The 24,639-nt window shown below is 54.1% G+C and carries 26 protein-coding genes; 14 read left to right on the plus strand and 12 right to left on the minus strand.

The window, feature by feature from the left end:
• Window positions 1-39: 39 nt before the first annotated feature.
• Both IDSA_RS08820 and IDSA_RS08825 read left to right on the plus strand, forming a co-directional pair.
• Complete coding sequence (locus tag IDSA_RS08820; RefSeq protein WP_034776078.1) at window positions 40-1,035, plus strand: amidoligase family protein; 996 nt, start codon at window positions 40-42, stop codon at window positions 1,033-1,035.
• A complete protein-coding gene (locus IDSA_RS08825; protein ID WP_034776080.1) occupies window positions 1,017-1,688 on the plus strand; it encodes a gamma-glutamyl-gamma-aminobutyrate hydrolase family protein in 672 nt (223 codons plus the stop codon). The genes IDSA_RS08820 and IDSA_RS08825 overlap by 19 nt, the downstream gene beginning before the upstream one ends.
• On the opposite strand, the gene IDSA_RS08830 is transcribed toward IDSA_RS08825, so the two are convergent.
• Entirely contained in the window at window positions 1,642-2,382 is a 741-nt protein-coding gene (locus tag IDSA_RS08830) for an SGNH/GDSL hydrolase family protein (protein WP_051986196.1), read from the minus strand. The two genes, IDSA_RS08825 and IDSA_RS08830, sit on opposite strands and share 47 nt — an antisense overlap.
• Window positions 2,383-3,069 carry a pyrimidine 5'-nucleotidase gene (gene yjjG, locus IDSA_RS08835; RefSeq protein ID WP_034776082.1) on the minus strand — a complete coding sequence of 229 codons (687 nt, stop codon included), beginning with the start codon at window positions 3,067-3,069 and terminating at the stop codon, window positions 2,383-2,385.
• A gap of 82 nt (window positions 3,070-3,151) precedes the next feature.
• Here yjjG and IDSA_RS08840 point away from each other — a divergent pair, with 82 nt between their 5' ends.
• From IDSA_RS08840 to IDSA_RS08855, 4 genes are all read left to right on the plus strand, one after another.
• The gene (locus tag IDSA_RS08840) at window positions 3,152-3,694 is read left to right on the plus strand and encodes a DUF924 family protein (protein ID WP_034776084.1); all 543 of its coding nucleotides are present in this window, start codon (window positions 3,152-3,154) and stop codon (window positions 3,692-3,694) included.
• Window positions 3,695-4,141 carry a YaiI/YqxD family protein gene (locus IDSA_RS08845; RefSeq protein ID WP_034776086.1) on the plus strand — a complete coding sequence of 149 codons (447 nt, stop codon included), beginning with the start codon at window positions 3,695-3,697 and terminating at the stop codon, window positions 4,139-4,141. It begins immediately after the preceding gene.
• Between the two features lie 78 nt (window positions 4,142-4,219).
• Complete coding sequence (locus IDSA_RS12040) at window positions 4,220-4,396, plus strand: DUF1328 domain-containing protein (protein WP_034776087.1); 177 nt, start codon at window positions 4,220-4,222, stop codon at window positions 4,394-4,396.
• Between the two features lie 136 nt (window positions 4,397-4,532).
• Complete coding sequence (locus IDSA_RS08855; RefSeq protein ID WP_034776088.1) at window positions 4,533-5,060, plus strand: CC0125/CC1285 family lipoprotein; 528 nt, start codon at window positions 4,533-4,535, stop codon at window positions 5,058-5,060.
• Window positions 5,061-5,100: 40 nt separating this feature from the next.
• Here the strand turns inward: IDSA_RS08855 and IDSA_RS08860 are convergent, their stop codons facing one another.
• A complete protein-coding gene (locus IDSA_RS08860; RefSeq protein WP_034776089.1) occupies window positions 5,101-5,508 on the minus strand; it encodes a DUF1761 domain-containing protein in 408 nt (135 codons plus the stop codon).
• A gap of 159 nt (window positions 5,509-5,667) precedes the next feature.
• Between IDSA_RS08860 and fnr the strand changes: the two genes are divergently transcribed.
• Window positions 5,668-6,372 carry a fumarate/nitrate reduction transcriptional regulator Fnr gene (gene fnr, locus IDSA_RS08865; RefSeq protein WP_034776090.1) on the plus strand — a complete coding sequence of 235 codons (705 nt, stop codon included), beginning with the start codon at window positions 5,668-5,670 and terminating at the stop codon, window positions 6,370-6,372.
• A 63-nt stretch (window positions 6,373-6,435) separates the two neighbouring features.
• On the opposite strand, the gene IDSA_RS08870 is transcribed toward fnr, so the two are convergent.
• Window positions 6,436-6,963 (minus strand): hemerythrin domain-containing protein, encoded by a 528-nt coding sequence (locus IDSA_RS08870; protein WP_034776091.1) that lies wholly within the window; start codon window positions 6,961-6,963, stop codon window positions 6,436-6,438.
• A gap of 168 nt (window positions 6,964-7,131) precedes the next feature.
• Between IDSA_RS08870 and norR the strand changes: the two genes are divergently transcribed.
• Genes norR through IDSA_RS08885 form a run of 3 tightly spaced genes read left to right on the plus strand, consistent with a single transcriptional unit; the run spans window position 7,132 to window position 9,847 of the window.
• A complete protein-coding gene (gene norR, locus IDSA_RS08875; protein ID WP_034776092.1) occupies window positions 7,132-8,673 on the plus strand; it encodes a nitric oxide reductase transcriptional regulator NorR in 1,542 nt (513 codons plus the stop codon).
• A gap of 17 nt (window positions 8,674-8,690) precedes the next feature.
• Window positions 8,691-9,098: a YbaN family protein gene (locus IDSA_RS08880; protein WP_034776093.1), complete on the plus strand. Its 408-nt coding sequence runs from the start codon at window positions 8,691-8,693 to the stop codon at window positions 9,096-9,098.
• Complete coding sequence (locus IDSA_RS08885) at window positions 9,095-9,847, plus strand: HesA/MoeB/ThiF family protein (protein WP_034776094.1); 753 nt, start codon at window positions 9,095-9,097, stop codon at window positions 9,845-9,847. The genes IDSA_RS08880 and IDSA_RS08885 overlap by 4 nt, the downstream gene beginning before the upstream one ends.
• Here the strand turns inward: IDSA_RS08885 and IDSA_RS08890 are convergent.
• Window positions 9,844-11,049 carry an NnrS family protein gene (locus IDSA_RS08890; protein ID WP_198024057.1) on the minus strand — a complete coding sequence of 402 codons (1,206 nt, stop codon included), beginning with the start codon at window positions 11,047-11,049 and terminating at the stop codon, window positions 9,844-9,846. The genes IDSA_RS08885 and IDSA_RS08890 overlap by 4 nt on opposite strands.
• Window positions 11,050-11,239: 190 nt before the next feature.
• Between IDSA_RS08890 and IDSA_RS08895 the strand changes: the two genes are divergently transcribed.
• Window positions 11,240-12,856, plus strand: coding sequence for an MFS transporter (locus IDSA_RS08895; RefSeq protein ID WP_034776095.1), 1,617 nt, complete (start codon window positions 11,240-11,242; stop codon window positions 12,854-12,856).
• A 54-nt stretch (window positions 12,857-12,910) separates the two neighbouring features.
• On the opposite strand, the gene IDSA_RS08900 is transcribed toward IDSA_RS08895, so the two are convergent.
• Both IDSA_RS08900 and IDSA_RS08905 read right to left on the minus strand, forming a co-directional pair.
• On the minus strand, window positions 12,911-14,629 hold the full coding sequence (locus IDSA_RS08900) for a bifunctional protein-serine/threonine kinase/phosphatase (protein WP_232221289.1): 1,719 nt from the start codon (window positions 14,627-14,629) through the stop codon (window positions 12,911-12,913).
• A 35-nt stretch (window positions 14,630-14,664) separates the two neighbouring features.
• Window positions 14,665-16,158 carry a NarK family nitrate/nitrite MFS transporter gene (locus IDSA_RS08905; RefSeq protein ID WP_051986198.1) on the minus strand — a complete coding sequence of 498 codons (1,494 nt, stop codon included), beginning with the start codon at window positions 16,156-16,158 and terminating at the stop codon, window positions 14,665-14,667.
• A gap of 310 nt (window positions 16,159-16,468) precedes the next feature.
• On the opposite strand from IDSA_RS08905, the gene IDSA_RS08910 reads away from it, so the two are divergent.
• Window positions 16,469-17,737, plus strand: coding sequence for an MFS transporter (locus IDSA_RS08910; RefSeq protein ID WP_034776097.1), 1,269 nt, complete (start codon window positions 16,469-16,471; stop codon window positions 17,735-17,737).
• Between the two features lie 9 nt (window positions 17,738-17,746).
• Here IDSA_RS08910 and mog read toward each other — a convergent pair whose 3' ends face one another.
• The 3 genes from mog to ubiU are packed head-to-tail and all read right to left on the minus strand — an operon-like array spanning window position 17,747 to window position 20,175.
• Window positions 17,747-18,286 (minus strand): molybdopterin adenylyltransferase, encoded by a 540-nt coding sequence (mog, locus tag IDSA_RS08915; RefSeq protein ID WP_034776098.1) that lies wholly within the window; start codon window positions 18,284-18,286, stop codon window positions 17,747-17,749.
• A 15-nt stretch (window positions 18,287-18,301) separates the two neighbouring features.
• A complete protein-coding gene (locus tag IDSA_RS08920; RefSeq protein ID WP_034776237.1) occupies window positions 18,302-19,174 on the minus strand; it encodes a U32 family peptidase in 873 nt (290 codons plus the stop codon).
• Window positions 19,175-19,179: 5 nt separating this feature from the next.
• A complete protein-coding gene (gene ubiU, locus IDSA_RS08925; protein WP_034776099.1) occupies window positions 19,180-20,175 on the minus strand; it encodes a ubiquinone anaerobic biosynthesis protein UbiU in 996 nt (331 codons plus the stop codon).
• 111 nt (window positions 20,176-20,286) lie between these two features.
• On the opposite strand from ubiU, the gene ubiT reads away from it, so the two are divergent.
• Entirely contained in the window at window positions 20,287-20,793 is a 507-nt protein-coding gene (gene ubiT, locus IDSA_RS08930; protein WP_051986199.1) for a ubiquinone anaerobic biosynthesis accessory factor UbiT, read from the plus strand.
• 82 nt (window positions 20,794-20,875) lie between these two features.
• Window positions 20,876-22,243, plus strand: coding sequence for an oxygen-independent coproporphyrinogen III oxidase (hemN, locus tag IDSA_RS08935; RefSeq protein WP_034776101.1), 1,368 nt, complete (start codon window positions 20,876-20,878; stop codon window positions 22,241-22,243).
• Window position 22,244: 1 nt separating this feature from the next.
• Here the strand turns inward: hemN and IDSA_RS08940 are convergent, their stop codons facing one another.
• Window positions 22,245-22,652, minus strand: coding sequence for a hypothetical protein (locus tag IDSA_RS08940; protein WP_034776102.1), 408 nt, complete (start codon window positions 22,650-22,652; stop codon window positions 22,245-22,247).
• 128 nt (window positions 22,653-22,780) lie between these two features.
• The gene (gene nrdD, locus IDSA_RS08945; RefSeq protein ID WP_034776103.1) at window positions 22,781-24,619 is read right to left on the minus strand and encodes an anaerobic ribonucleoside-triphosphate reductase; all 1,839 of its coding nucleotides are present in this window, start codon (window positions 24,617-24,619) and stop codon (window positions 22,781-22,783) included.
• Window positions 24,620-24,639 lie beyond the last annotated feature (20 nt).

Genomic DNA, 24,639 nt, shown 5'->3' on the forward strand with positions numbered 1-24,639 from the left:
TGTCGTACTCAGTAATTCAGATACTGATAAGGAGCAGGTGTGGCGCAAAACCAGCGAGCTGAGACTGAATACAAGCAGCCTCCGGTAGTGGATAACGCTGAGGGTAAACCAAGAACTATAGGGATCGAACTCGAATTCTCCGGTATTTCACTGGCCGATACCGAGCAGTTAGTACTGGAGGTTCTGGACGGCGAAACCGTGGAGGAAACGGCGGCGGCGCGCACTATAAAAACCAGCCTTGGTGAGTTTAAGGTTGAGCTCGACTGGGACTACCTGAAACGTAAAGCCAAAGAAGAAGGCGAGGACGCCGATGGCTTGCCTGACGACAGTTGGGTAAAGCACCTGAGCAAGGCCGCTGCCTGGTTGGTGCCGGTCGAGATTGTCTGCCCGCCAATTGAGTTCCGTCATCTGCAACAACTGGATCCGCTCATCCGGGCGTTGCAGCAAAGCGATGCCAAGGGTACTTCCGAGTCTATGATTGCGGCCTATGGCACCCATATCAATCCGGAGATCCCCAAGCTTGATGCCCCCACCCTGCATGCCTACCTGCAGGCATACAGCCTGTTGCAGTGGTGGTTGGTGGAAGCCCATCATGTCAACAATACCCGCAAACTAAGCCCCTTTATTGATCTCTATCCGGAAGAATACGTTATTGAAATTCTGAAGCAGGATAATCCGGATATGGATCAACTGCTGGATGATTATCTGGAGTTTAATCCGAGCCGGAACCGGGCGTTAGATATGTTACCGTTACTGTGCGAGATCGACGAAGATCGCGTCCGCTCGGTAGTTGATGACAAGAAGATCAAGTCGCGGCCGACCTTTCATTACCGCTTGCCCGATTGTCGCATCGGTGATCCGGACTGGTCGCTGGCCCGTGAGTGGAATATCTGGTGGCAGGTTGAGAAACTGGCCTACGACCACGACAAGCGCACCGAACTGTGCGAAAAATTCATCAGTGCGAAGCGTCCGCTAATTGGCGTAAGCCGCAACCGTTGGGTGGAAGAAATTACTACATGGCTAGACCAAGAGTAGGGGTTACCGGGGACGGCCGACGCTGGTCGCCAAGTTGGTGGTGTACGCGTATTGCGTTATGGCTGGTCGGTGCCAAAGCCGAGCGTATCAGTGTGCGGCATGAGGCCTCCGGCAAGCCGCTAGAGGCAATTATCATCGGCGGCGGTAGCGACATCGGCCCGGAGCACTATGGCGGCGATGTTGAAGCCAAGGTTAAAACGGACCCGGCCCGCGATGCGCTGGAAATGGAATGGATCCAGTATGCGTTTGATAAAGAAATTCCGTTACTTGGGATTTGCCGGGGCGCGCAGCTGATTAATGCGGTGCTGGGCGGTAACCTGCATAATGACATCCGGTTCTTACGCAAAAAGACCTACAACCGCCCTGGCATAATGCCTACCAAACAGGTTTTCATCGAGTCAGACTCGTGGCTGGCTGAGGTTTGTAAAAAGACCAAGCTGCGGGTCAACAGTCTCCATCATCAGGCAATTAAAGATGCCGGCAAGGGTATCCGGGTGGTGGCCCATGACCTTGATGATATTACCCAGGCGGTCGAACGACTCGAACACCCACGGGTGATCGGGGTGCAATGGCATCCGGAATATCTGTTCTATATCCCCGCGCAACTCAGACTTTTTCGCTGGCTGATTCGCCCGAAAAACTGTCCGAAATAACCTTTGCAGCGGCGCCTGCCCACAGGCTGCATGCCGCAGCTGAAGGGTGAAAACCGTCGGCGGCCATATAGTCTTCCGCAAACGGCATGTCGAACTGCAACAGCCGGACCACCGGGTTGCGCTTAGCCACTTGCGCCATGACAGCGTTTAGCTCGCGCGCCTTGCCGCCCAGGAACCATCTTAAGGGTTGCGGTAGCGCCGGAAACTTATCCATCGGTGGTACTGCGGTCAGGATAATGTAGCTGACACCATAGCGCTGTTCCAATAGCCGGCAGAGGGCAACCAGATTGCGCTGCCAGCGACCACGACCGGTATTGCCGGTCACATCATTTACCCCGATTGAAACCACCGCCGTATCAAAGCGCTGCGGCTGTTGCAGGTGCAACCAGACAAGCAGTTCAGCACAGTTCAGCCCCGACTGGGCCAGCCGTTGCCACTGCACGGAAAAGTTATCCTCCAGGCAGCGTAGCAGCTGGCCGGTGAACGCTTCGTTAGCGTCATCCACACCGACCCCGGCCGCCGCCGAGTCACCGGTAATCAGCAGCCGTAATGGCGGTCCGGAGCCAGCCTGGCCCTGCCGCTCGCCGGCAGGCTCGGCTAGCCTTGGGGTTTCGCGCCGTACCCGTCGCCCCTGGCGGATAAGCCAGGGCGCGAGCGGAATAACTACCAGCGTAGCGAGCAGACTCCGCAGCATTTATCCGGCACCCATCAACACACGATGTAATTCGCTTAACGACGCCACCTCGTAGTGTGGCTCAATGCCCTCGGGAGCAGGGACGCCATGATGATTCAACCAGCAGGTATGAATGCCGGCATTGAGCCCGCCCTGAATATCCGATTGTGGATTATCCCCAACCATCAGTATCCGGTTGCGCTCGGGGTTGGTCATCTGCGCGAACGCGTGCTCAAAAATGGCGATATCAGGCTTGGCCACACCGACTTCATCGGAAATCACCAGCAGGTCAAAATGCGCATGCAGCCCGGTGCGTTTCAGCCGGATTTCCTGTAGTTCGGTAAAACCGTTGGTAATAATGCCCAGCTGCACCTGCCCGCGCAGATCGCTCAGCAACTCGTGGGCGCCCGGCAGCGGCTCGCAGATTTCCGCCATGGCTGCCAGAAACGCACTGTTGAGTTCCCCAGGGGTGATATTGAGACGCTCGCCCCACGAGGTAAAGCGTCGTTCCTGCAGTTGTTGGGCGTTAATCAGCCCGTCCTGATAGTCCACCCACAGCGGCTTGTTAACTGACTGATAAGCATCATAATCAGCTTCAGCGAAGTCAACGTTATAGCCGCGGAACATGCGCTGTAATCCGGCGAATGCATCGAAGTGAAATAAGGTGTCATCTGCGTCAAACAGCAGCCAGTCGTAATTACCAATCATTTTTTTGCCCGCCAGGAGTTATTCCGCTAGCTTATTAACTATCAGGTTCACTATCAACAAAATGCAACAAGGGAAACTTCAGATGCCAGCCCCAGCCGAAGTACTCGCGTTCTGGTTTAACGAATTACAGCCCGACCAGTGGTGGGCCAAAGACGACAAGCTCGATCAGCACATCAGCGATCGTTTTGCGCTCTATCTGGACCAGGCGGCCGCCGGGGAACTTGCGCACTGGCGCGATGAGCCCGAAGGCCGGCTGGCAGAAATCATCGTGCTCGATCAGTTCTCGCGTAACATTCACCGCGGCAAACCCGAATCCTTCGCCCAGGACACCGTGGCCCTGGTACTGGCACAGGAAGCCATTCGTGTTGGCGCACACTTACTCCTGAATCCGGTCCAGCGCAGTTTTCTTTACCTGCCTTATATGCACAGCGAATCGCGACTTATCCAGCAGCAGGCGATTGAGTTGTACCGCGAAAACGGCATTGATGAAAATTACCAGTTCGCGCTCAAACATCAGGCTATAATTGAGCGCTTCGGGCGCTATCCGCATCGCAATGACATTCTTGGGCGGCGCTCGACACCAGCGGAACTCGAGTTCCTCAAGCAACCAGATTCAGGGTTTTAGATGAAAATATGGGTGGATGCCGACGCTTGTCCTGGTGTCGTTAAAGAAATTTTGTACCGCGCTGCAGAGCGCAAAGCTATTCCCCTGGTCCTGGTGGCCAATCAGCCACTGCGGGTACCGCCGTCAAAAGTCATCAGTACCCTGCAGGTCAGCTCCGGCTTCGACGTGGCCGACGATGAAATCGTTAAGCGCATCGAACCGGGCGATCTGGTTATCACCAGCGACATTCCGCTAGCCGCTGAGGTGATCGAGAAAGGTGGCCAGGCGCTGAGCCCGCGCGGCGAATTATTTACCAGCGAGAATATCCGTGGTCGCCTGAACATCCGCGATTTTATGGATACCATGCGCAGCAGTGGCATCCAGAGCGGCGGTCCGGCGCCTTTAAGCCAGCGCGATCGCATGGCTTTTGCCAACCATTTAGATCGGATTCTGGCCCGCGCCAGGTAGCTGCCCTCGTTAATAAAGTTGCAAAAAATCCGGATATAGTATTTCCTTATGAAGACGCAACAAAACAAGGAGCATACTATGTTACGTTGGGCATTGATTTTTCTGGTTGTCGCACTTATTGCGGCGGTGCTGGGTTTCGGTGGTATTGCCGGAGCTGCAGCTGATATTGCCAAAATAATCTTCTTTATCTTTCTTGTTCTACTGGTTATTTCTTTGCTTGCCGGAGCCTTACGGGGCCGCGGTCCGCGAATGTAGCAATCGCTCCATAGTTCAGTTGAACTAACCAAAAAAAAGTGCCTGCATGCCAGGCACTTTTTTTTGCACTCCTGCTAGCCAAGCGAAATCCCTGGCCACTGCTATACTGAAGCTATCAGAGAACGAGGAGGCACAGATGAAATACGTAACTCACTTAGCACTTCTGGCGTTAACCTTTACTTTGGCAGCTTGTTCATCCCAACCAGACTATCGTGCTGCCAGAGATGGCGGCTATGGCTACAGTGAAACTAAGCTGACCGATACCCAGTACCGGGTCAGCTTTAAAGCGCGCGGCACCGATAAATCACAAGCTATGAACTATGCCATGTTGCGCGCAGCTGAAGTCACGTTGCAGGAAGATTATGACTGGTTCCTGGTTGTTCACCGCGATACCCTGATCGACCGTGAGCGCGTACCGAACCCCTATCCAAACTACCTGACATCGCACGACATGGTGACTTATTGCAGCGCGGCCGGCTGCTTCGTGCGCAGTTATCCCCGCACCGCATTTTCTGCTGGTATCCACCTTGGTGGTCGCGTCGACAGTGATATTGAAGTAGTGCTGGAGATTAAAATGGGTGCCGGTCCGATCCCGGATACTGATTACAGCTTTAACGCTGAAGAAGTCGTGAAAAATTTACGACCGAAAACCGAAGAGGAATAACTCTTTAAGAAGTGAAACGCCGGCTTACCGCCGGCGTTTTTTATTTCCAGCCACCTAATAGCGCGCCAATCGCAGCGAAGTAAACCGTGATATAACCGCCATGAATTAAAATATAGCGCCAGCTACGCTGCTCAAACAGCGCAATCACCGCAAAAATCATGGTAGCCCAGCCTAGTCCGGCAAGTATTCCCGCAGTTAAGCCCCACTGCCAGTCAGTTCCGGGCGATGCCAGAAAGAAAGCCAGATTCAGACTGATTATCCACGAAAAAATAAAGGTTAAGCCAAAGACTTTCAGAGGGTTGAACGATTTAAGCTGCTCATCAGAAAGCCCGGCTGCGCTTTGCCATTGCTTCGCGAATAAAACTGGTGAATACCAGATGCCGCCAATAACTAAATTCAGCAGGGCTGCGACCAAAACCGCCCATAGATTAATATCTGTCCAATGCATTATTATTGTCCTTATTATGTGAACTTCTCTAGTTATAACCTATAAACGTACCCAACGCTGGAAATAAATAGGTAGTCCTTCTGTATAAGATTTAATTAACGGCAATCCGGGTATAATGCAATTACTTTAGCTGTCCTTGATCTAAATCAGGAAAAATTAATGGTTAATACGATCTCGCACATACATTGTCAGAATTGCAGTATGGCACCGCTTTGTCTGCCGAAGAACCTGAGTGAAGGCGATATGGCCAGACTGGATACCATTATTCAGCGCCATAAACCCTTACATAAAAAGGATCTGTTGGTTACCGCTGATGCACCGCTTCGGTACCTCTATGCGGTACGCAGCGGGTCGCTGAAAAGTTATACTCTGGACGACCATGGGGTTGAGCAGATTATTGACTTTCATCTGCCGGGCGACCTGGTCGGTTTTGATGCCCTGGCGACAGGCCGTCACCGCAGCTTTACCCAGGCCCTTGAAACCACCATGCTCTGTGAGATACCACTCAACTCGCTGGATGACTTGTCCGCTGAAATGCCGGTATTACGGCGCGAACTAATGAGCATGATGAGCAGTGAGCTCTATACCAGCAAACAGTTACTCGGCAGCCTGAATAACCGCGCCGCTGATGCGCGCCTTGCGCACTTTCTCCTCGGCCTGTCACAGCGCTTCGCCGATCGCGGTTTGTCAGGAAAGTCCTTCCGGTTATCCATGACCCGTGCCGATATTGGTAATTACATCGGCTTATCTGTTGAAACCATCAGCCGGATCTTGTCACGCCTGCAACACGAAAACGTTCTGCTAGTGGAAAACAAACTGGTGGAGATACTGGCAATGGATCGTTTAGAACGGCTTGCGGGGTAACCTGGCGTTATCGTGAAAGGAACAGGGCTATCGCCGTCCGTGGCAACAACCCTGTAATCAGCATTACTGGCACGAGCCGCAGCAAGTGCCCTCACCGTGAGCAGCCACGCGCATCGCCGGTGCCGGTTGCACGAACAGCACCGTGTTCTCAAGCTCGATATGGTCACGCAGATCGGTAATCAGTTCCATGACTCCCGCATACAGAGCGGTCCAGCTTCCGCAAGCACCAGCCGGTGTTTTGCACTGATGCGCCAGCACCATAAGCTGCTCCAGCATGGCTTCGTGTTGCTCATGCTCTTCTTCCATTACGTTAATGGGTCCGGAAGGGTAGATGCCGCCAGCCAGCATCGGGAACAAAATCTGTTCCTCTTTCATCATATGGCTTTCAAGCTCCTGAAACATTTCGCTCAGATGATCGGCCAGGCCTGCAGGAGCCAGCGGGTGATCACCGTGAACCGATTCCACTTTACGTGACAGGTTAATTAAATCCGGCAACTGCTGACGGTGCTTCTGATGATAATTTTCCAGAATATGTTCAATTAGATCCCGGACGGGTTGTTCACGCCAGTGCTGCAAGCTTGCTGTGTTCATAAGGTTTACCTCGTTTGAAAAAAGTAATTTTGCCTGTTCGTCCTTACAGAACATTGCAACTTTGATGCCAGATCTACCCACTTTGATTTATATCGGCTTTTGCGGCCAAGTGGTAAATTACACCCTGATTTTTCGGGTTAAAAAAACCATTAAAGGGTAATTTATACCATGCATGATGAGAGCCTGTTATCGACCCTGGTGGCTGACCTGGTGACCGACTTGCCAGCGGTCGTGCGGCTGCAAAAGGTGGTGTCCACGCTGCGGCAGCACTTTGCCTGCGGTGCCGTGGTGCTGTTAAAGCAGGAGCAGGATATCCTCAAGCCGCTGGCCGCCACCGGCTTGGTTCGTGAAGCCCTGGGCCGGCGTTTCATCATCGCCCAGCACCCGCGGCTGGCGACCATTTTAGCGGCCCGTGATTCCGTTCGTTTTGAGCCTGACAGTACCCTGCCTGATCCCTACGACGGGCTCATCGAAGCCAGCCCTGACGGCCATCTGGCGGTACACGACTGCATGGGGATTTCACTCTATATTGAAGGCCAGTGCTGGGGCGTCCTGACCCTTGACGCGCTGCAGCCCGGAACCTTCGACGAACAAGCCAAACAGGCGCTACAGCGTGCCAGTTTGCTGGTGGAGGCGGCCATTCGCATCGGCCAGATGGAACAGAATATTCGCGCGCTGCGCAACAGCCGCCGTGACAATGAATATGCGCTTGCCCATAGTCCGGATACCGGTATTGAAATCATTGGCAATAGCCCGGCGCTGCACAGCGTGCTACAGGAACTGGATGTGGTTGCCGGATCCGATCTGCCGGTGCTGTTACTGGGTGAAACCGGCGTTGGTAAAGAATTATTTGCCCGGCAGTTGCATCGCCGCTCGGCGCGCGCAGAACAACCGCTGGTGTATGTCAACTGTGCGGCACTGCCGGAGAGCCTGGCGGAAAGCGAACTATTCGGACACACCCGCGGCGCCTTTTCCGGCGCTACTGCTGAGCGCGGTGGCCGCTTCGACAGCGCCCATAATGGCACCATCTTTCTGGATGAAGTGGGTGAGCTGCCCGCCTCTGTACAGGCGAAACTGTTGCGGGTACTGCAGAATGGCGAGATCCAGCGCCTTGGCAGTGACCGCTCCCATGTAGTTAACGTACGGATAGTTGCCGCCACCAACCGCGACCTCAAGCAACAAATAAAGAACGGCGACTTTCGCGCTGACCTGTACCACCGGCTTTCAGTATACCCCTTGCCGATTCCGCCGCTGCGTGAGCGCCGGGGCGACATCTCGCTACTGGCGGGGCACTTTCTGGAGCTGAACCGGGCGCGGCTGGGACTACGCTCACTGCGCCTGTCGACCGAGGCCGAAACCATGCTCACCCATTATGACTGGCCGGGCAATGTGCGCGAACTGGAACATACCATTAGCCGGGCTGCCATCAAGGCACTCAGCCAGGGCGCGCAGCGCAATGATATTGTCAGTATTGATGCCAGCCTGCTGGATCTACCCATGGCGCCAGAGGCTCCGGCCATCAGCGCGCAGTCCTTTGAGCTACCCGCTGGCAAGCACATTGATATGAAAGCAACCTTACAGCAGGTGCAGCGCCAGCTCATTGAACAGGCGCTTAAGCAGAGCGACTATAAATGGGCACAGGCCGCGCGTATACTAGACCTTGATCCAAGTAACCTGCATAAACTGGCGCACAAATTGGGAGTGAAGTAACACGTGGTGGCTATTGCATGACAGTATTTTTTCGCCTGCTTATCTGGCGCACCATCGCGGTTTTGTTTTTGCTGCTGGCGATTATCGGTATTGCGCTGCCGATTATGCCTACGGTGCCGTTTTTACTGGTCACCGCCTGGGCCGGCGGTAAAGGCTGGCCGGTGCTCGAACAGAAGTTACTTGCCCATCCTACCTATGGCCCGCAGATTATCGTCTGGCGCGAGCACCGCGTGGTCAGTCGCCGCACTAAAGTTATTGCCGTGGCCATGATGACGGGCAGTTCGGTCATGCTGGTGTTATCGCCGGTCATGCTGACCATCAAACTGGTTGTTATCGGCATAATGGCAACCGTCGCACTCTGGCTTTGTCTGCGGCCTGAACAGGCGCCGGCGACCAAGCCGCCTGCACAGGAAGAGAAATCATGAGCAATCCTGAATTAACCCGCGACCAGTTGTTGCGTTACAGTCGCCATGTGATGTTGCCGTCCTTTGATATACAAGGCCAGGAGGCGCTGCTGGCCAGTCACGCGCTGATCATCGGGGTAGGTGGTCTCGGGTGCGCCGTTGCCCCTTATCTGGCTGCCAGCGGTGTGGGACAGCTTACGCTGGTGGATGCTGATACCATTGACCGCCACAATTTGCAGCGGCAGACATTATTTACTGATCAGCAGGTGGGCGAGCTTAAAGTTGAAGCAGCTGCCGGCCGCTTGCGGGCCATCAACCCCGAAGTTGTTGTGCACACTGTCGCGGAGCATGTCGAAGGTGAAACCATCGATGCCTTGATACGCAACAAACAGGTGGTGATTGACTGCTGTGACAACCTGGCGACCCGCAACGCGGTCAACGCGGCCTGCGTACGTCATCGCGTGCCGCTGGTTTCCGGTGCCGCTATTCGCTTTGAAGGACAACTGGCATGTTTCGCTAACAATGGCGCCGGGCCTTGCTATGGCTGCCTGAGCGCGCTCTTTGGTGAGCAACAACTCAGTTGTATGGAATCGGGTGTGCTGTCGCCGGTTGTCGGTGTGATTGGCTGCGCTCAGGCTGTCGAAGCACTGAAAATACTGGCCGGCGTCGGGTCGCCCCTGTACGGCCGCATTCATTTATACGATGCCCTGCAGGGTGAGTGGCAGCAATTCAGCCTGCCACGTCATCCTGCTTGTCGCGACTGTAATTAGCCCGGTCGGCCATCAGCGCGCGGGGTAGTGAGTACCGGCAGGTACACAGCCACATAAATCAGGTAAGCCAGAACCCAGGTCGCAGCACTGAATAAATACCAATTCATAATAAATTCAGGCCAGAGCGCCGCAGCCAGGGTTCTTAATACGGCCGCGGTAATGACCAGCAGGAAAGCGACCGACATAATGGCTTTGGGCTTCAGGGTCCGTCCGCTGTGTCCTAACGACACCCGTGCCATCATACTCAGAATCATTCCGCCCATAGCACCCGCGGTTAACGCGTGCAGCGCCAGGCTGTTGCTGATCGGCAAGCCCAGATAACGCAGTGCAAACAGCGCCAGCCCGATCGGAATAAACCAGTAGGCGATATGCAGTGACCAAAGCAAGGGTACCCGCCAGGTGATCCAGATCTTCCACCGGCCACAGCGAATCGCCAGGGCGATTGCGGTAATAGCGAAGATCGCTGCCATGCCGGTCGTCGGAATAAAGCGATCTGAGTTGGTAATCTGTACCAGGAAAATCAGCCAGAGGCCGCCCAGCGCGATGCGGTCCAGCCAGGCGATCGGCTGTACCTTTTCAGTCATGGTGCCGTTGGCGGTAAACATAGGCAGCACCCGGCCGGCGACTATGGCCATCAGCAAGGTGATCAGCCAGACCGCGCTTTGGCTGCCAATCTGCTGGATTTCAAAATGGCCCGAGAGCAAACCGTAATGCATCAGTCCGTTACACAAGGTCAGTAACAGCAGTACCGGGACGAAAAATAAATTACGCTGCTGCTTCACCGCCAGTAGCGGGATGGCAAGCAGTACTGCCGCCAGGGGCAGGAATAACAGATCCACGCTCACCACCAGCCACACCGGCAGATAACTGCCAAATAGCAATGCCAGTCGCCCGGCCAGCCATACCAGCGTCAGAATCATCAGTGTATTGCCGTGGGTGGCCCGTAAACCGGTCCAGTTCTGCACCGCAGTGAGTAAAAAACCGACCACAATCGCTGCTACAAAACCAAATAACATCTCATGGCTATGCCAGAACAGCACCTGCCCATAAACCGGCAACTGAATATACCCGGCTAATACCAGCATCCACAGCAACATGGCGAGGGCGCTGAACAATGCCCCCAGCAGAAACATAGGGCGAAATGCCTGCCGCAGCAGCGGCCACATTTTTTGTTCAACCTGAAGATCAGTAATCTGAATCATAGCGCACCAGTCATCCTGTTTAGCGTGAAGGCCATCATACAAGAACCCTTAAGGGTTGGCCGGGCAAAAAAGAGGTACTCCTAAATGGGCCGCCAGCACCATTTCTATAACCCTCAAGGTGAATTGTACCAACCATCCGCTTCGCCCATAGTTTGCTTAAAATCTAGCATACCATTCAAGGAGTTCTACCATGTCGGATCTGAAGCAATGGAACCCGGAAGATAAAAAATTCTGGGAACAGAAAGGCAAGAAAATTGCCAACAGGAACCTGTGGATTTCGATCCCCAGTCTATTGTGCGGTTTTGCCGTCTGGATGTTCTGGAGCATCATCACTGTCCAGATGCTCAATCTGGGCTTCCCTTATTCCGCCAGTGAATTATTCACGCTGTCAGCGATTGCTGGCTTAACCGGCGCTACCCTGCGGATTCCGGCAAGCTTCTTCGTCCGGCTGTGCGGCGGTCGCTATACCATTTTCCTTACCACGACCTTGTTGTTAATTCCGGCCATCGGAACCGGCATCGCCCTGCAGGACAAAAACACGCCATTATGGGTGTTCCAGCTGATGGCTCTGTTGTCGGGTATCGGCGGCGGTAACTTTGCTGCTTCGATGTCCAACATCAGCTTCTTCTTTCCGAAGAAACAACAAGGCCTGGCACTTGGTCTGAACGCTGGTCTGGGTAACTTTGGTGTCACTACCATGCAAGTCCTGGTGCCGCTGTTTATGACGTTCGGCGCCTTCAGTCTGGTTGGCGGTGGCGAGCCAATGATCCTGGAAAAATCCAGCGGCACCTTAATTGGTAGCATTCCGGCCGGTTCAGAAACCTGGATTCAGAACGCTGGATTCTTGTGGGCCTTATTCCTCGTACCTTTAGCCTTTGCTATCTGGTTCGGTATGAACAATATCCATACCGAAGAAGTTACTCCGGCACTGCCGAGTGCGGGTAAATCCTTCGCCATTATTCTGGCGATGTATGGCATTGGTTTTGTCACGTCAATTTTTGGCCTCTGGTTGTTACTTCCGGAAGCGGCTAATGGCGCCGGGTTAGGCATCCCGAAAGAGCTGATTATCGTGCTGGTACTGGTGCTAACGGTATTCCTGCTCAAAGCACTGCCGGGAAAAATTCGAACCAGCCTGAATCGTCAGTATCAGATCTTTGGTAATAAACATACCTGGGTTATGAGCGTACTTTACATCATGACCTTCGGCTCATTCATTGGCTTCGCTGCGGCTTTCCCGCTATCGATTCAGGTTATCTTCGGCTACAGCCATGTCATGGTTGATGGCGTGATGACTCACACTACGCCCAATCCGAATGCGCCAAGCGCCCTGACCTACGCCTGGATTGCGCCTTTCATCGGCGCCCTGATTCGTCCGGTGGGTGGCTGGTTGTCCGATAAATGGGGTGGCGCGTTAGTTACCCAGATTTGTTCTGCCGCCATGGTCGCCTGCGCCCTGGGCGCTGCTTACTACATGCAGTTGGCTTATCAGTCCGAAAGTCCGGAACAGTACTTCTTACCCTTCTTCCTTATTTTCCTGGGTCTGTTTGCTGCCAGCGGTATCGGTAATGGTTCTACCTTTAAAACCATCGCCGTGGTGTTCCCCAAAGAACAGGCCGGCCCGGTACTTGGCTGGACGTCAGCAGTAGCCGCCTACGGTGCTTTCTATATCCCACAGGTGTTTGGCGAGCAAATAAAGGCAGCAACTCCCGAAGTAGCGATGATTGGCTTTGCGGCGTTCTACGCGCTCTGCCTGGTTATTAACTGGTTCTTCTACCTGCGTAAAAACGGTGAGTTCTATAACCCGTAAGCGGGAGCAACAAAAAAAGGCGCTACGGCGCCTTTTTTATTGCCAGCGAGCCCATTACCGCCGCAGCAGGAACAACCAGATAACCAGGATAAGGGTGATAAACCAGAACCCCGACAGCAACTGCCAGAACAATAGCGAACTGGTTTTGCGCTCCTGCTTCACTTCATCATGCAGAAAGTCCGGATTGGGTCGCTGCAGGTCTTTGAGCAGCTGCTGCAGGCTCTGGTAGCGTTCATTAAGATTCAGACTGACACCGCGCCGCAGCGCCCGGTCGAACCAGGCCGGGATCACGCCATTATAATGGCTGGCACTACGGTAGCGTAACTTGTCAAAATCACGGGCAGTAGTACAGTTTTCAATGGCCTCACCATAAGGCAAGTGCCCGGTAAAGAGTTCATAAGCTATAGTTGCTACGGAATAGATATCGCCCTGCTCGCCGGAGTTATGTCCGAGAATATAATTCGGGTCTGAATAGTCTATAGTCCCCAGCGCAACCTCATGCTGCAAGGGGCTGTATATTTCCGCCAGCCCGGCGACGTAGACCGACCCGAAATCAACAATCTTCAGGGTACCCTCCTTATCCATCATGATATTACCGGGCTTGAGATCCTGATGCACCGCCCCTTGCCGGTGGAATGCCCCGACGCCGGCGGCAATTTGCTTTACCAGGCCGATAGCCACTGACGGCTTCAGCGGCTTGGGCTGCCGCGCAAACCAATGCTCCAGGGTCTCGCCATCGATATATTCCATCAGGTAATAGAGGTAGTGCCGGGTCCGCTGCTGGCGAAATACGCGCACCACATGCGGTGAACGAATTCGCAGGCCAATCCACTCTTCGCGGATAAAACGATCGATATACAGCGCATCGTCTTCATAGTTAATTGACGGGCACTTAAGAATAAGTTGCTGGCCAGTGGCTTCATCTTCCACTAAATAAAGGTGGCTGCGGCTACTGGCAAAGATTTCCCGGATTACCCGCCAGCCGTCAATTTTCATCCCTGCGCTTAGGGCTGGCGGAAACGGCAACCGAACTAGTTGCTGGCTGTAGTCATCCAGACTCTGTTCAGGCACTGCCTGCACCACCACCAGGATGGCGCTAAGGTTATCCTCGCTGCCATTCGCCAGGGCTTCGGCTTTAAGTTCTGCGCAGATGTATTCAGGGTCGGCCTCTTGCGATAAGAACTGCTGCAGCCGGGTATCTTCAATGAAATCATGGATACCGTCGCTACTTAGCAGGAAGCGATCGCCAGGCTTAATCGCCACCGACCCGTTCTGCAGCTCCACCTTTGAGTCCATGCCAAGGGCGCGGCCCAGAAACTGGCGCTGTTCAGAGATAATGGTGGTGTGATCCTGGGATAGCTGGCTAAGCAAGCCATCACGCCAGTGGTAAACACGGCTGTCACCGGCATGAAAAAAATAAGCGGACTGTGACTTCAGAACGAGCGCGGTAAAGGTGCATAAATAGCCTTTTTGCTCGTGCTGAAACTGATGGCTCAGTTGGTAAAGCTGGGTATTAATGGTCGCCACCACCTGCTGGGCACTATGATTGACCGACCAGCTGTCGGGGGTTTGCGGATAATCCTGAATAAAATTTTTGACGGCCAGAGCGCTGGCGGTTTGTCCTGCTTCTGCCGTACTGACACCGTCGGCCAGCACAAAGCAGGCGCCTTTATGTCTGAGGATATGCCCGGAGTCCGGCCAGTAAACAGCGACGGCATCTTCATTGGTTGCCTTCATGCCAGCCTCAGAAAGGCTGGCGAAAGTTAATTCCAATTCCGACTCCGTCACTGTTTATCTCCTTACATGGTTTAACCTACAGCGATCCGATGCACGGTGCCGTCTTCGCCTACTTCCACGATGTGTCCTTTAGGGTCATTGAGGAAGGCCACTGCGATTAAGCCTACTGCAGCGGAAGCCGAAATCACATAGAAAAAGGTGCTGTAATCAACATAACTCAGCACGGTCAGATAGACCACCGCGCCGACGTTACCATAAGCGCCTGCCATACCGGCAATTTGCCCGGTCATGCTGCGCTTGATTAGCGGCACTATGGCAAACACCGCGCCTTCACCGGCTTGCACGAAGAACGAACAGGCCATAGTGACCAGCACCGCCATTGGGATCCACCAGTAGCTGTCCATCAGGCCCATCAGGAAATAACCAACGGCCAGCCCGGCAATCAGAAACAGCATACTTTTACGGCGCCCGAATGTATCTGAGAACCAGCCGCCCATAGGCCGTGACACCAGATTCATAAACGCAAAACCGGAAGCCAGCAAACCCGCCTCGACCGCTGATAAGCCTTCAAAGGTTTCGAGGAAATAAAGCGGCAGCATGGAAATCACCGCCAGCTCGGAGCCAAAAGTCGCGAAATAGGCAATATTCAGGATACCGACCTGCTTAAAGCTGTAGCGATCGACTTCCGGCACCCCAGCGCGCAGGTGTTCAATGTTAACCCGCCAGATTTGCTGCGTCTGCACCACAAAAAGCACCGCCAGCAGCACCCACATCAGGTACATCATGTTGTCTGAGAACAAGTTGACGCCCGCCGGCGACAAACGCCACGCCAGCATTGCCAGCGCCAGGTACATAGGAATATTCATCAGGATCAACGCCCAGAATGCGCGCCAGCTGGTGACCACCATGCCACCACTTTTCTTCGGCTTAAAGTAAACGGATCCTTTCGGTGTGTTGCGGGCAAACTTATAGAACACCAGCGAGTAAATGGCGCTGACCACGCCGATGCTGACAATCGCATAGCGCCAGCCGTTTTCGCCACCGAACATCAATGCGATGGTCGGTAACAACATCGCGCCGGCAGCGGAGCCAAAGTTACCCCAGCCACCGTAAATGCCTTCCGCCGTTCCCACCTGATGATGCGGGAACCATTCACCAACCATGCGAATACCGATAACGAAACCCGCACCGACAAAACCAAGCAGGAAACGGAACAGCGCAAGCGCTTCATAGGTATTGGCAAAGGCGAAACCGATACAAAGCAGTGCCGAGATAAACAGCAGCGACGAGTAAATGATTCGGGGCCCGTAGCGATCAACCAGCATGCCTACCACAATCCGGGCCGGTATGGTGATGGCGACGTTCAGTATCAGCAGTGCTTTCACCTGGGCCGTGGTGAGATCCAGCGCTTCTTTGATATGGATTAGTAGCGGCGCATGGGCAAACCAGATAACAAAGGTCAGAAAAAACGCAAACCAGGTCAGATGCAGCATCCTGATCTTCTGATCAGCGAAATTCAGCAGCCGGAGTTTGCGGCTGTCATCTACTATATGAGTTTCGGACATGGTGTCCTCCAAAATGCAATCAAGGGGGTGAGATTCAACTGCCTCAATTATAAGTTTTTGCGCCCGGTAATCCATCGGACAAAGGCCTGCAGAACCGACTATAACCAACTGAATTTGTTGGCCATATCACTATATAGGTAGCCTCATCACGGGCGCCGGAGCCGACCTTGTAAGGGCGCTTTATCTCTTTGGTGGTAGAACAAAAATAGCCATGGCGTTACTGAGGATTTGAGAGGTACTGCTTTAATGCTCGTGAAACAAATACAAACTCGGTTAAGCTATTGAACACGACTTGTTCCGGAGACTCGTTATGCATGCTACCCACCCGCTGGCCTGGCGTTCGCTGGTGCTTGCGACCCTGGCCTTCGCCGGTTGCTTTTCGATCTGGACGCTCTATGCAGTAATGGGCCTGACCGTTCGGGAACAACTGGTGCTGAGCGCGACTGAATACGGTTTACTGCTGGCCGCACCGATTTTTTCCGGCGCCATTTTGCGGATCCCGCTCGGGATGCTGGCCGACCATTACGATGCGCGCAAATTATGGATCGCCCTGATGCTGTCGCTCATTCCGGCGCTGCTGCTACTGCCTGTGATTGAGAGCTTCACCAGCTACCTGCTTATTGGTCTGTGGCTTGGCATCAGTGGCGCATCCTTCACTCTGGGTGTGCGTTATGTATCTGAGTGGTTCGCCTCGGCACAGCAAGGGCTGGCACTGGGCTTATTTGGAGTTGGTAACGCCGGTGTCGCGATTACTTTTATGCTGGTACCACTGATAGTATTTACCCTTGGCTGGAACTGGGTGGGCCCGGTTTATGCCGGTGCGTTACTGGCTATGATTCTGTTGTTCTGGCTGTTCTCGCCGTCTGCGGCGACGCTGAGTACCGCTTTGCCCAGTCGCTCGCTGCCGCTGGCGGAGCTTATTCGTGATGCGCGCATCTGGCGCTTCTCACTGTACTACTATTTTGTGTTCGGCAGCTTTCTGGCCTTACTGCTGTGGCTGCCACAATACTATATGCAGGCTTACGACATGACCGAAACTCAGGCCATGGCCTTTACCCTGTTTTTTGTCGCCACCTCAAGCATGGTCAGGGCACTGGGCGGCTGGTTCGCTGATCGCTACGGCGCACGAGCGGTTAACTGGAGTGTATTCTGGGTTTGTCTGGTGTGCCTGTTTTTCCTGAGTTACCCACCTACCACCCTGATCATCCACGGTATGGGTAAAGACGTGCAACTGGAAATCAGCATGAACGTCTGGTTGTTCACCGGCCTGATTTTTGTCATCGGCGTCGCCCAGGGATTCGGCCGCGCCAGCGTGTACAAGAACATTCACGATTACTATCCGCGGCACATGGGATCAGCTGGGGGATTTGTTGCGGCCATGGGCGCGCTGGGTGGTTGCACCCTGCCGATCCTGTTCGGTCTGGCGCAGGATGTACTGGGTATAGTGACGGGCTGCTTTATGATTCTCTACGGCGTACTGGCCGTGTGCATGATTACCATGTTCTTTGCCAATCAGGCCGCACAATACCAGCAGCGCCTGCAACAAGCGCAGGCGCATAATTTTCTGGAGGATGAGTAAACGGTCGGATTATTGCTTCGGGCGGAACGGCTTGATGACGTTTTCATCACATTCAAGGTAGGGCCCGTCCATCAGGTCAATACAGTAGGGGACTGCGGGGAACACCGCATCCAGACACTGACGGATGGCCTTGGGCTTACCCGGCAGATTAATGATTAACGTCTGTCCGCGCAAACCGGCCGTCTGTCGGGATAAAATGGCGGTAGGCACATATTTTAATGATTCCGTACGCATCAGCTCGCCAAAGCCGGGCATCATGCGATCACAAACTGCTTCCGTCGCCTCGGGCGTTACATCGCGTTTGGCCGGACCGGTACCGCCGGTGGTGACAATCAAACAGCAGCCTTCGTCATCTGCCAATGCTGTCAGCGTCAGTTCGATTTCCGGTTGCTCGTCAGGAATGAGCCGGTAGACCGGCTCCCACTCAGAGATCAGATAATCATTCAGGGTAGCCTCAATGGCCTTGCCTGACAGATCCTCATAGACTCCGGCGCTCGCCCTGTCACTGACGGTAACAATGCCGATTTTCGCAACCCTTGTTGCTGCCATAATGCTTCTCTCCTGTTATTTTTGCACCAGACCAGCCAAGTTCAGCCAGTAGCCGTTACTGTCGAGCTTAGCTAAAGGTACCTGAGTTTCGCCATGCTGATTCGCGCGGAATTTCTCCAGCCAGTCGAAGGTATCATCCAGTTGCGGACTTAGCCGCACCACATCCACCAGCCCCTGCATTGAGCCCAGCTGGTTAACCAGGTTGTAGCGCGTGCCTGACTGCGTCTGAATGCCATTGAGTACAAACACCTGCTGGCCATCCTGACTGGTTACCGTACGTCCTTCAGGATACTGAATACAGCATAGCTCACATTGATCCTTTGGCCGGTTTTCTGAGCGCGCCGTAAAACAACGGCCGGACCAGGCCAGCGGCATATGCCCGAACGCGAACACTTCGGTTTCAAAGCAGCCCCGAACATCGGTGATCAGCGTCTGGCCCAGCAAATCCTGCAGCCAGTCACGGGATAGCTCTACCGGCACCACCCAGCGCGTCATGCCCATATTCAGCAGCCGCCGTACGCTGTGATGGTTGTAGCAGTTGATGGCCGGACCGGCAATAAAAGGTAGCTGATTTTCCTGCAACAGACTGATGCCGCCGACATCATTGGCCTCCACCAGAAACTCACCGTTGTCGCAGTATCTTCTGAGCTCGCGTAGCTCGGACGGTGCCTCAAGTAAGGTCATTGTCGACAGGCACACCTGCTTGCCCGCTTCGCGCAGCATATGGGCGAGCTCCATATAATCCTCATATTTGAGTTCGCGCCGTTTGCTGCAAACGGTTTCGCCCAGATAAACAATGTCGACGGCCGAGTCGGCCGCCTGGCGGTAAAAGTTCTGTACGACTTGCTTGGGCCAGAAGTACTGAATTGCTCCCAGAGAAAATTTCATGGTGATTACTTCCATTTCCGGTGATAAGCGCCAAGGGTGGTCTGACTGCCTTCTGATAGCGATGCCAGCACCCGATCCCATTCCTGCGCGACGCTAAAACCCGTGGGATCCGCCATCACCGCATCAATGGCCTGACGCCAGACCCGGGTAATCTGCGCCACGTAGGCGGGGCTGCGTTGCCGGCCTTCGATTTTCAGCGAGGCGATGCCTTCGCGGTAAAGTTCGGGCAGCAGACTCAGGGTATTCAGGCTGGTTGGCTCCTCCAGCGCATGGTAGGTTTCGCCGCCCACTTCGAAACGCCCTTTACATAAGGTCGGGTAACCGGCGGTTTCACCCGGTGCGAAGCGATCAATTAAGATGTCGTTGAGCCGTGACTCCAACGTCCCGTCTTCGGTCTCATCCCAGCGCACGAAGCGCGCCGGCGAACAGGCACCGGCGGTATTAGGTGACTCGCCGGTCATGTAGGAGCTCAGATAGCAGCGACCCTCGGCCATAATACACAGGCTGCCAAAGGCGAAGACCTCCAGTTCGATATCCGTGGTGCGCGCGATGGCCCGCACCTGGTTCATGGAAAGCACCCGTGGCAATACCACCCGCTGAATGCGGAACTGCCGGTAAAACTCTATCGCCGCGGCGTTGGTTGCCGAAGCCTGTACCGACAAATGCAGTTCCAGCTTAGGATAGCGCTCGGCGGCATAAGCAAGCACCGCCAGGTCGGCCAGAATCAGCACGTCGGCGCCCGCTCTGGCTGCCATATCGACCGCCCGCCGCCAGGTTTCCCAGGTATCGGCATGGGCGAAGGTATTAATGGCCACATGCAGCTTTTTACCGTGCCGGTGAACCACCCGCGCGGCTTCGGCCAGCCCCGCTTCGTCCAGGTTTAAGCCAGCGAAATGACGGGCGTTGGTTTCATCCTTAAGGCCGACATAAACAGCATCGGCGCCATTCTCTACAGCAGCTTTTAAGGCAGGCATACTGCCAGCCGGACAGAGAAGTTCCATGTTGTATCCCTTCTTAACAGCGAGTTTATTGACCTGTGCCCTGAACCCAGATAACCGATGCCTATTATAATCCCTGCATCTTTATTCAGGGGCGCCAATACGAGGTTAAGAATGGTTATTCCTAAAGTAGTAGAACAGTTACCGGCAGTGACAAAGGCATGCCTGCGCTACACGCCGGACGCATTAATAGCAGCCAGCATGAGCGCTGCCATGAACCAGATACTGCGCCATGAATTGCGCCGCGGCGAGTTTGCTTTCCTGCAGCACCGTTGGGTGCGGGTGCAGGTAACGGATCTGGATTTCAGCTTCTATGTATCGGTGGCGGCCGATGAAGCCAGGCCACGGCTGCAGGTCAGCGTACGCGAGCAGGCGGCGGATGTGACCATGCGCGGCGAAATGCCGAGCCTGCTGCTAATGATCTCCAACAAAGTCGATCCCGATACGCTGTTCTTCCGGCGCAAACTGCTAATTGCCGGCGACACCGAGCTGGGCTTGCAGATCAAAAATCTGCTCGACACCATTGAACTGAAAGAGCGGCTACCGGGCTTCCTGTATCGGCTGTCAGATCAAGTAGCTGAACAAATCCTGACGCAACAATCCTTGACCGGGGTCAACTAAGTAACCCTTCAGGAGTATCAATTTTCTGATCCCGATCAAGTAAAATTCAGCTCAACATTTCGAGTTTTAACGGGAAAGGCCAATGAGTGCAGTGACCTGGAGTCAGGCATTAATCGACAAATACAATATCAACGGTCCGCGCTACACATCGTACCCGACCGCTCTGGCCCTGCGCGACGATTTTCCGGTTCGTCAGGTGGCCGCAACCCTGGCCAATACCGATAACCCCTTGTGTCTTTATATTCATCTGCCGTTCTGCCATAAGCTCTGCTATTACTGCGGCTGCAATAAAGTCATCACCCGGCATCAGCACAAAGCGGACATCTACCTGGACGCCCTGGCAAAAGAAATGGCGATGTACCAGCAGCTGCTGGGTAGCCGTGCGGTCGAACAGGTGCATCTTGGGGGCGGCACCCCGACCTTTCTCACTGAAATCCAGCTATCGCGGCTGATGGAGCTGATCAACAGCCACTTTTCCGTTGCTACAGACGCTGAACTCAGTATCGAAATTGATCCCCGCAGCTGCAGCGATGACAAGCTACGCCATTTGCGGCAACTGGGCTTCAACCGGGTGAGCTACGGCATCCAGGACTTCGACGAGAAGGTTCAGATCGCCATCAACCGGGTGCAGGATACAGCGCTGATTAAACACCAGCTGGAACTGAGCCGTGAACTCGGTTTTGGGTCCATTAATCTGGATCTCATTTACGGTCTGCCCTATCAGCGGCCCGAAACATTCCTGGCGTCAATTGAACAGGTTATTGAGCTGGCGCCGGACCGCATATCATTGTTCAGCTATGCTCACTTACCGCAGCGCTTTGCCGGGCAACGGAAGATCCCGGATGAAAGCCTGCCGGGCGCGCCGGTTAAGCTCGAACTCATGCAACTGGGGATTACCCGTTTCACTGCGGCTGGCTATCAGTTCATCGGCATGGATCATTTCGCTAAAGACGATGACGAGCTGGCGATGGCTCAGCAACAGGGCCGCCTGCAACGTAATTTTCAGGGCTATACCACTGCCGGACAGGATGCCTTGCTGGGTCTGGGCGCTTCATCGATCAGTCAGATTGACGGCGTACTCTGGCAAAATGCTAAAGACTTGCCTGATTACTACCGGGCGATAAAGCAGGGCGATTTGCCGGTCGTGAAAGGTTTCGCGCTAAGCGCTGATGACCGCTTGCGGGCCGCCCTGATATCTCAGCTCATCTGTCATTTTGAACTGGATATTCCGGCTTTCAGCAAGCAGTGGGAATTGGCGGATTTCTGGGATTACTTTGCCGCAGCGCGGCAAAAATTAGTGCCTTTTGCAGAGGATGGCCTGGTGGACATTCATGCCGAACGGATCCAGGTTACCGCCTTAGGCCGCCTTTGGGTGCGTAGCATCTGTGCCTGCTTCGATGCCTACCTGAGCGATCAGGCGACAGCGCCACGCTACTCCAAAGTCGTCTGAATCAGGCAAACAGGTGAATTAAATCGCCGTCACGGTTGATGGTGATAAAGTCGGCAATGCTGCCAGCTTTGATCTTATTCACCATCAGCGTCAGCGGTTGTTCGGCTTCGTCGGAGCTGGGCGGGTGGCCAGCGCGACCCTCCATGCTGGCGATAAAGACGATATCCCAGTCAACCCCGGTGCGTTTGGACTCTTCCAGCAAAACCTCGAATTCCGGCACTTCTTCCGGCAATTTATCGACGCAGAGCACCGGCTCCAGCGCGCCACCGCTGCGCTCCGCAAAGCGGCTCTTCTGACTCTGGGTGGCGTCCTCAGGCAGTTCAGCCCGGGCCAGCACAAATAACAATCGCTGAGGTTCTGGCTGCTGACCCGCAGCCGTGATGAGGTCGCTATAACTTTCAATGATCATGAGCAATAAATCCGCCGGAAAAATAGAAGCCCTAGCATAGCAAACCGGGGGGTTTTGCCCCATACACACAAACAGGGAGCCAGGCTCCCTCTTTGTGAGTAGTTTCCTCAGGCTAACCCCAGCACCGCTTAGCTGGCGCGGCGTAATACCATGCTGTGCGCCGTCGCTCCGGCAATACTCTGATCGTATTTCTTGCGATGATAATGACGGGCCTGATGCTCTTTGCGGCGGCCGGCACTGAACGCTGACACGCGCTTCAGATAGCCGATTACCCGGGTGCCATAGTCAATATCCGCCGAGCCGCAGGCTGAGCAGCTGGCTAAGGTGCGCTTATCAATGTGCTCGCAGGCGTTGCAGATGGTGATCTTCACGTTCACGCAAAAGTAATTGCAGCCGGTTTGGGCGGCGATGTTGAGCATTGACAGGTAACCGTCCTGCGTCAGCTTTTCGTCTAAATTCAGGTGCAGCGCCGAGCCACCGTCAAGGTAATCTGTCAGCTCACTGCCGTGCAGAATAAACTTATCCAATGAATTGGTTTGCTGATCGTCTTCCACCACATAGAAGTAAGAGTTATAGCAATCGCGCGGCACGAAATAACCGTCTTCGCGATCCCACTTGGCGTTCTTCACACCCAGGTTCTCAGCTGGCACAAATTCGGTATTAAACATATAGCCGTAAGTTTTTTTGGCGACTTTGTTGGCGTCGTATATGACTTTAAGATGACGCTGCACAAACTCGATATAGTCAGGGTTATTGCTGGCCACCAGCCCCTGCGACTCCGCCGCCTCCACCATGCCGTTAATGCCGATGGTCAGGAACTGCTTCTCCAGCGAGATAAAGCCCGCGTCATATACGGTCAGCAACCCGGCCTCAAGATAGCTCTCCATCAATCGGCGGTACGCCACCTGATATTTCTGGATCTTGTCGATTTCCGTGGCCAGGTCACGGCCATCCTGTACCAGCCGGTTCATGTTAATGGTAATCACGTTGATCGAGCCGGTGGCGACACCGCCTGCCCCCAGGGTATAGGAGAAGGTATTGTCGCTGATCTCACTGCGCAGACGGCAGCAGGATGCCAATGAATCTGCGTTATCCGACAGGTAAACAAAAAATGAGTTGCCCTGCGCCAGTTCACCGGCAATCTGACTGGCAAAATTATGATCCTTGCATTGCCCCTCTTCGGTCAGCATCGCCACAGTCACTACCGGGAAGGTGAGGATGGTTTTCTTGCGCTCGTCGTTAAACCAGTTCAGGAAAAACTCCTGTAGCCGGCTGACTGACTGCCAGCTGGCGCGGCTGAAATCAGGAAAAACAAAGTCACCGAACATGCTGTCGAAGTAATGCTGATCGTAGATCGAAATATTCCAGAACACGCTTTGATAGCCGCGCGCAGCGGCCGGTTGATTCAGTGCGTAAACCACATGCTGCAGGTGGTTTTCGATCTGATGCCGATGGGTGCGCAGGTAATCATCACCATAATCTTTGCGGGCAAAATAGTCGAAATAGGCGAGGAACTCGACCGTTGCTACGGCGCCGGCAAACTGCGAACTGACGGCAAAAACAAAGTTAACAAAAGTGCCGCAGAAGCTTTCCAGATGTTTCGGCGCCAGCGATTCGCCGCCGAGCTTAGTCAGGCCGTCGCGTAAGAACGGATACATGGTTACCGACACACAATAAGGCTTCAGACTGGTTTCATCGTGCACATAAATCTCGTGGTCTTCAATCTGACGAATGTACTCGGCACCCAGCTCCTCACCAAATAATTCGGCGATCTTGGTGCTGACCTGCTTACGGTTCACCTGTACGAAGAAGTCTTTCATCAGTTCGGATTCCAGCGTAGCAATATTCTTCTGGGTAACATTGGCATTGGCATCCATCTTCGAACCATCGGCGGCGTTGGCAGCGCTAAGATAGTCCTGAATAAACGCCATTTTCTGGTCTATTTGTTCTGGTTGTAAACGTAACATGGCAATCCCCTCGCTTTGTT

The organism is Pseudidiomarina salinarum (genome assembly GCF_000753715.1).
GTDB lineage: Bacteria > Pseudomonadota > Gammaproteobacteria > Enterobacterales > Alteromonadaceae > Pseudidiomarina > Pseudidiomarina salinarum.